Below are 7,198 nucleotides of genomic sequence, written 5' to 3'. Positions count from 1 at the left end.
GGAGCGGTAGTTCAGTTGGTTAGAATACCGGCCTGTCACGCCGGGGGTCGCGGGTTCGAGTCCCGTCCGCTCCGCCACTTACATCGAAGCCTCGTCAGCAATGACGAGGCTTTTTTGTTTCTTAAGAAAAAGCAGAGAAACGGTAGTTCAGTTGGACTTACATTGTTTCTGACAATGTTTAGCCTACACGCCATCCGTGGGAGATTGGACTCTTTTGATTAGAATCCGGCCTGGCACGCCGAAGGGTCGCGGGTTCATCTCTTGATAAGAGCAAATCCGCTCCGCCACTTACATCGAAGCCTCGTCAGCAATGACGAGGCTTTTTTGTTTCTTAAGAAAAGCAGAGAAGCAGTAGTTCAGTTGGACTTACATTTATTCTTACATGAAGTTATATAGACCACTTGGTCTAGTTGTGTTTGAACATTTATTTTTTTAGTGAAAAACGTCGATAGAATAAGAACAAACATACGGTAAGTTTTCATTTATTCGATGTGTTAAACGAATTTTCAATTGTTACCTATTTTCAATCTAAGTAATGCTTTACTTGTACTTGTTATTACCGATAGCATATAGGCACTTGTTGCTATACAGGATGTATCTTGACTCGATTTCCCAAGCCTTCACTGAGTATCTCGGTACCTGCATTTATCATTGTATTGTTTCTAGTGATAGTAGGTGTTGAATATAACTATGAAAGAAGCCACCTTCAACAGCATATTGCCGATAATAAGGTTGATCAGTTACTCTCATCTCTCTTTAGAATGAGATATGTGGTTGAGTCTGCTTTGTCGACCCAAGACCTTTCTCGAATTGAGCAAGAGGTTTCGTTGGTTGCAACCGATATAAATATGATGGTTTATGTGTTGCTTGATATGTCTAGCGAAATTCATTTTGCTAATCATGTTATATGGCGTGAAAGCAGTGCAAATAATGTATTAGAAGGTTATTCAGATACCATACATCGCAGTACAGTAATCAATGAAGTCCCCTATGTTGACGTTAATTTAGACCGAAACTCTGTTCAGATATATTATCCAATCAATATCAACAACCGTCTAAATTATTCAAATAGCATTAATGTTATTTACCTTGAGTATGACATATTGTCATTGGTATCAGCCGCTAAAGAGCAACTTCTCAACCGCTTTCTAAAAATATGGGGCCTTGGGTTTATTGTGTTAGCAGCTTTCTGTGTGCTGCTATTTTGGTTTTTAATTAAGCCTTTAAGGAGATTGATCCGAGCCGCCAAGGGAATTGAAACTGACACTTTCTCGATTAACTTTCCAACGCCAAGTAAAGAAGTGTCAGATTTATCTGATTACCTGTTTCAGGTCCATGCCAAGCTATCAAGAAGCTCTAAACGATTAAATGATGCTGAACAGCGATGGTTATTTGCAGTAGAAGGTGCACGCAAAGGTATTTGGGATTGGAATATACGTCGTTCTGACTTATTTGTTTCAGATCGTTGGAAAGAAATTCTAGGCTACCAAGCTTATGAACTTGATAATGATTATGCTGTTTGGGAAACCAAGCTTCACCGTGATGACAAAGCGCAAGTGCTGCAGAATTTACAGAATTATATTGATAATAAAACAAAAGAGTATGAAAGCGTTCACCGTCTAAGGCACAAGGATGGTCGGTATATTTGGGTACATGACCGCGGCAAAAGTGTTGAATGGGATACAGAAGGTCGCCCCACTCGTCTAATTGGAACAATTACTGACGTGACAGGTGATGTTAGAACTCAAAGTTCATCAACAGAGCATAAAACTCAAAGTGGGTTAACAGATTTAATTGATAGACAGTCGTTAGCTAACGAGTTATACGATCTTCAAGTGCACAACCGAAATACCACCCAGTACTCGGCATTTTTGATGATTAATTTAGATAACTTCAAGTTAATTAATGATGCCTTGGGGCGGCAACTCGGTGACCGTTTATTAATTCAAATTGCAGCCCGTCTAGCTGGCGCGTTTTCCTCTGTGGGGACTGTTGCAAGGTTGGGGGCTGATGAATTTGTTATCTTGGCAAAGAGCTTCGGTGGTGATGCAGATCAAGCCAATAAACGTGCTCTTGCATTGGCAAGTGAAGTTCGCCAGTTAATTGGTAGAAGCCTGACACTGTCAGATCAGACGTTATCGATTTCAGCACGTGTCGGTTTGGTCGTGTTTGATGGCATTGAGTCGTTAGAACCACAAACATTGCTTGCTCGAGCGGATCGGGCCTTAACCCAAGCTAAAGATAGTCGGTCCAATGGTTGTGCAATATATTACCCAGGCTTTGATGATGAGCAGACTAAACCTTTTGACTTAGGCATTGAGCTTAAGCAAGCCATGTTAAGTGAGCAAGTCTCTGTGGCTTATCAGCCAGTGGTCGACCAAGCGGGAAGAATCCACTCTTTAGAAGCATTCTTACGTTGGTATCACCCTTTACATGGCTTTATTAGTCCAAAGAAATTTATCCCTGTTGCTGAGTTATCCGATAGTATCTTTGAGCTTGAAATAATTGCGATTGAGCATGTGTGTGAATTCTTAAATACATTCTCTAATGAGCATATTGAAGCACCAATCATTTCAATTAATATTTCTTCGCGTCATTTACATCAAGACCATTTTGTCAGCATGATTGTCAGCAAAATTCAGTCATCAAACGTACGCTTAGATAATATTCAGCTTGAGTTTAAAGGGGATATTTTCTTTGTTAATCCTGAATCCACAAGAATTAAGTTATTAGAATTACAACGAAATGGCTTGCGAGTTGCGCTAGATGGTTTCGGCAGTAATGATTGCGCGCCATATCAAATCAAAGGCGTTGGGTTCTCTCAGGTAAAGCTGTCAGAACACTATCTTGATGGAATTGAAACATCGACAGAAACTTTTGCGGTATTGGAAAGTGTGGTTGATTTATCACATAAACTATCATTACCCGTGGTGGGTAAGATGATTGAAAATAAACAGCAGTTGAACAAGCTTACTCAGGCAAAATGTAGTTATTTCCAAGGATATATAATTAGCCGCCCGCTTAGTCAGGTAGATTGTTTACAGTTAATTAAATCGCAACTGTCTTTGAATGTCGTTTCATAAATGCCAATGTCTCATTCAACGCATGGTTGCGCCTAGCATCGGTTTCAATCAATACTTCATGAAACGCATCTTTAATGATCACTTTGCTGCAATTTACATTTAAACAAGCATCTTGTGATTTATTGCACACTATCTTTTCAGCCTCTGCTTGCAGTATGAGTCTTGGCGTTGTTATCCCTGCACTTAGCAAGACACACTCATCTGCAGCCTTAATTGCTTCTAATAACCACTGATTGGTTGGTGCACCTAGTTGAATTTGTGGATTAGCTTCATAGAGATCGCGATAAACGTGATATCTTGCTTGGCTATGAGTGAGTTTGTTTTTTGCAAAGCTATCTGGTTGGTAATCCGTCCCTGCAATGATGTAGTTTGCCTTGTAAAGTTCGTCCTGCCTCCGGCAAGTATTAAGTATGTTAGCCAGCCATATAATGATGTTTTTGTGTACCGGAAGTTGAATGCCAAACATTGGAGCCGAGAATACTGCCGAACTAAACCATTTAGGCTGTTTCGCCATCAGCAAGGTGGCAATAGCACTGCCCATAGAGTGTGCTAAACAATGTAGGTGTTGATATTGTTTCGGCCTAACTTGCTCATCGATAAACAGCTCTAAATCATCAACATATTCATTGAAATCATATACAAACCCTTGTTGAGGGTTAGTTGTCATTCTTTGGGATAACCCTTGTCCACGATGGTCAATGGCATATACATCATAACCTTGATGAAATAAATCAAAAATGATTTCTTGGTATTTAAGGTAAGACTCAACACGACCGTTACTAATGACAATGGCTTGTTTGTTATTGGGATGGCTGGCAACACAGTATGCTAACTCAACGCCATCCTTTGCCGTGAATCGCCCCTGTTCCACCAGTAACCAGAACGATTGTTGAGCAGAAGTCGGGGTAAGTGTTTCACTGGAAAAGGTAGTATGAGTCATAGGCTAATGAGTTGTGGCGAAGAGAGTAAAAGCTGACTTTATCATACATAGACGTGAAAATAGATGCGTAAAAGTCAGCCGGTATGAACCAAGGCCACTCACATTGTGAGTGGCCATATAGGCATCATGATTTTTGTTCGGCAATAAAGTCATCGATGATTTGTTCGAGTATCGACATTGGTACAGAACCGTTTTCTAATACTGCATCGTGGAAAGCGCGAATATCAAACTTCTCACCTAATTCATTTTCAGCTTTTGTGCGTAAACGTTTAATGGTTAATTCACCCACTTTGTATGACAATGCTTGACCAGGCCAAGAAATATAGCGGTCAATTTCAGTCGTAACATTATGCAGTGATAAAGCGGTATTGCTCGCCATAAAGTCTATCGCTTCTTGGCGTGACCAGCCTTTTGCGTGCATACCTGTGTCAACCACGAGGCGAGCTGCACGCCACATTTCATAGGTCAATCTACCAAAGTTGCTGTAAGGGTCTTGATAGAAGCCTGCTTCGAGTCCTAAAAATTCAGAATAAAGTCCCCAACCTTCACCAAAAGCTGAAATGTAGCTATAGCGGCGGAAGTTTGGCAGATCTTCCATTTCTTTAGTGAGCGAAATCTGCAAATGGTGCCCAGGCACGGCTTCATGTAGAGTGAGTGCTTCTAGTTCATATAAGGGGCGCTGCTCAAGCGCATAGGTATTGACCCAGTAATAACCTGGTTGATCATCTGCATTGGAGCCAGAGTAGCGTCCGGTTGTATACTTCGGGGCAATTTCTGCAGGAACAGGGGCAATACCATAAGGTGTGCGTGGCATTCTGCCAAAGTACTTAGGTAGCATAGCATCTGCTTTCTTTGCGATGTATGAGGCTTCTTTTAATAGCTCTTCTGCAGACTTGGCATAAAACTGTTCATCGGTTCTTAAAAAGTGTAAAAACACAGCAAAATCGCCATCAAATTGCAGTTCATCAATAATATTCTGCATTTCAGCTCTAATTCTTTTCACCTCAGATAGGCCAAGCTCATGAACTTGATCGGCCGTCATATCCAGTGTGGTGTAATACTTCACTCGATTATTATAAAACGCTGCGCCATTTGGCATTGCACTGGCTGCAATTTCTTCTCGGGAGTTGGGAATATATTGCTCAGTCATGAATTCGTAAAAGGATTGATAACTGGGAATAACATGTTGTTCAACGGCCTGCTTACCTAAACGAGTAAACTCTTGTTTTTGTTGTTCGCTGAAGTGTTTTGGATATTGCGTAAACGGTTTGAAGTAGCCGCTCTTTTCTGGTTCTACGATAAAGGTGCTAATGCTTTGTTCAAAGCCATTTAAGGTCACTTTCGCTGGTGTGATTCCCGCTGATAACCCTTGTTGTAGCCAAAACGTTTGCTGTGAAAAGTAAGTGGGTAAAGCTGCCAGTTTACTTAAGTAGTCTTGATAATCTTGTTCATCATTGAAGTTGCCTGAAGAGATGGATGCTATATAAGCGTGGAAGCCACTCTCTGCGGTGATAGGTAGGTAATGATCTTTAAACTGGTACATATCAACTTCATTTTGCAGTTGATCTTGCAAAATCGTGAGGTTGATTACTTCGGCTTTCGACAGTTTATTGGTGTCAATAGCCTTGGCGGACGCCAATAACGACTTAGCCCTTAAGTGATGCTCAGCTAATGCTTCTGGCGATAAGTCTGCTAATTTACCTTTGGCTGATTTATCGCCAAAGCTCACTGCCATTGAAGGGCTCTTGGCTAGCCTGTGTGCCCAGCTTCTATCAATCAGCGTTTGTAAGTCTGCGGTGATAACTTCAGTCTTCAGTGATTCCTCTTTTGCTTTTTCTGCCTGAGCTGCTTTAATTCGGCTTGAGTCATAGGCTTGGCTTTGCGCTTGAAAAGACGTGGTATTAACAGAGCAGCCGCTCAGTGCAGCAACAATAACAAGAGATAAAACTGAGGCGCGCATAAGATTTCCTATAATTGAATATATCCAGAGGTTTGAGTATGCCCAAGTATGCTGTAAAAACACAGTCGATGATGCAAAAAAATGAGTGAAACCAGTCCTTGTTTTATGTTAAATTGCGAACGGTGTTTTTATGATTTTTGTTAAATCTACATGGTTGTGTTCCATGATTCGTTGCAAGTGTGACTAATTTAGAGGTTAGATATGATTGATTCGACAATTCCGTTAGTAGATCTCCATCGTCACTTAGACGGCAATGTGCGCGTAAAGACTATTTGGGAGCTGGGTAATCAACATGGTATTCAACTGCCTGCTAATTCTCTTGAAAACTTAGCACCATATGTACAAATCCAAGGTAAAGAAAATAATCTGGTTAACTTTTTGAAAAAGTTAGATTGGATGGTGGCAGTGTTAGCCGATCTTGATGCGGTTAAGCGCATAGCCTATGAAAATGTTGAAGATGCTGCAGTATCTGGCCTTGATTACACAGAACTCAGATTTAGCCCTTATTATATGGCGATGAACCATAAGCTTCCGATTGAAGCTGTCGTTGAAGCGACCATTGATGGTGTTCAAGCAGGCCTTAAAGATTTTGATGTTGATGTAAACCTTATCGGTATTTTGTCGCGTTCATTTGGCCAGCAAGCATGTCAGCAAGAACTCGATGGTTTATTGGCTCACAAAGATAAGTTAGTTGCTGTCGATTTAGCGGGTGACGAACTGGGTTTCCCTGGGGAGTTGTTTGCTAGTCATTTTAAGCAAGTTCGTGATGCTGGTTTAGCTATCACGGCACATGCGGGTGAAGCAGCTGGCCCTGAAAGTATGTGGCAGGCGATTAACGAGCTGGGTGCAACCCGCATTGGTCACGGTGTTAATGCGATACAGGATCCAAAGTTAATGGATTACCTAGTAGAAAAACGCATTGGAATCGAATCTTGCCCAACGAGTAATTTGCACACTTCTACTGTGGCGGACTATCAATCACATCCATTACCGCAATTTTTAAACGCGGGTGTGCTTATCGGGCTAAATACAGATGATCCTGGTGTGAGTGCAATTGACATTGCCCATGAGTATCGTGCTGTGAAAGCTGAAATTGGTTTATCTGGTGCACAAATGGTGCAGTTACAGCGCAATGGCGTTGAGATGAGCTTCTTATCTGATAGCAGCAAGCAAGCTTTATACAATAAGGTAGCCGCTAAATAATCGGTAACAGAA

4 protein-coding genes and 1 tRNA gene are annotated in these 7,198 nt (G+C 41.3%); 3 read left to right on the top strand and 2 right to left on the bottom strand.

The window, feature by feature from the left end; genetic code table 11:
• A tRNA-Asp gene (locus ACHUGF_RS15650) sits at nucleotides 1-77 on the top strand.
• A 522-nt stretch (nucleotides 78-599) separates the two neighbouring features.
• Nucleotides 600-3,083, top strand: a complete 2,484-nt coding sequence (locus ACHUGF_RS15645; protein WP_394132596.1) for a putative bifunctional diguanylate cyclase/phosphodiesterase — start codon at nucleotides 600-602, stop codon at nucleotides 3,081-3,083.
• Here the strand turns inward: ACHUGF_RS15645 and ACHUGF_RS15640 are convergent.
• A complete protein-coding gene (locus tag ACHUGF_RS15640; protein ID WP_394132594.1) occupies nucleotides 3,049-4,023 on the bottom strand; it encodes an alpha/beta fold hydrolase in 975 nt (324 codons plus the stop codon). The genes ACHUGF_RS15645 and ACHUGF_RS15640 overlap by 35 nt on opposite strands.
• Before the next feature lie 124 nt (nucleotides 4,024-4,147).
• Nucleotides 4,148-5,983, bottom strand: coding sequence for a DUF885 domain-containing protein (locus tag ACHUGF_RS15635; RefSeq protein WP_394132593.1), 1,836 nt, complete (start codon nucleotides 5,981-5,983; stop codon nucleotides 4,148-4,150).
• A 201-nt stretch (nucleotides 5,984-6,184) separates the two neighbouring features.
• Here ACHUGF_RS15635 and add point away from each other — a divergent pair, with 201 nt between their 5' ends.
• Nucleotides 6,185-7,186: an adenosine deaminase gene (gene add / locus ACHUGF_RS15630; protein WP_394132591.1), complete on the top strand. Its 1,002-nt coding sequence runs from the start codon at nucleotides 6,185-6,187 to the stop codon at nucleotides 7,184-7,186.
• The last annotated feature ends 12 nt before the right edge of the window (nucleotides 7,187-7,198 follow it).

Origin of the sequence: Shewanella maritima, assembly GCF_043643735.1 — a bacterium.
Lineage (GTDB): Bacteria > Pseudomonadota > Gammaproteobacteria > Enterobacterales > Shewanellaceae > Shewanella > Shewanella maritima_A.
The sequence above is the reverse complement of the archived record's forward strand: the minus strand, read 5'-3'. Positions and strand labels throughout refer to the sequence as shown.

Coding starts and splice junctions, on each gene's coding strand:
- ACHUGF_RS15640 (WP_394132594.1), bottom strand. CDS start 4,023: ATGACTCATACTACCTTTTCCAGTGAAACACTTACCCCGACTTCTGCT.
- add (WP_394132591.1), top strand. CDS start 6,185: ATGATTGATTCGACAATTCCGTTAGTAGATCTCCATCGTCACTTAGAC.
- ACHUGF_RS15635 (WP_394132593.1), bottom strand. CDS start 5,983: ATGCGCGCCTCAGTTTTATCTCTTGTTATTGTTGCTGCACTGAGCGGC.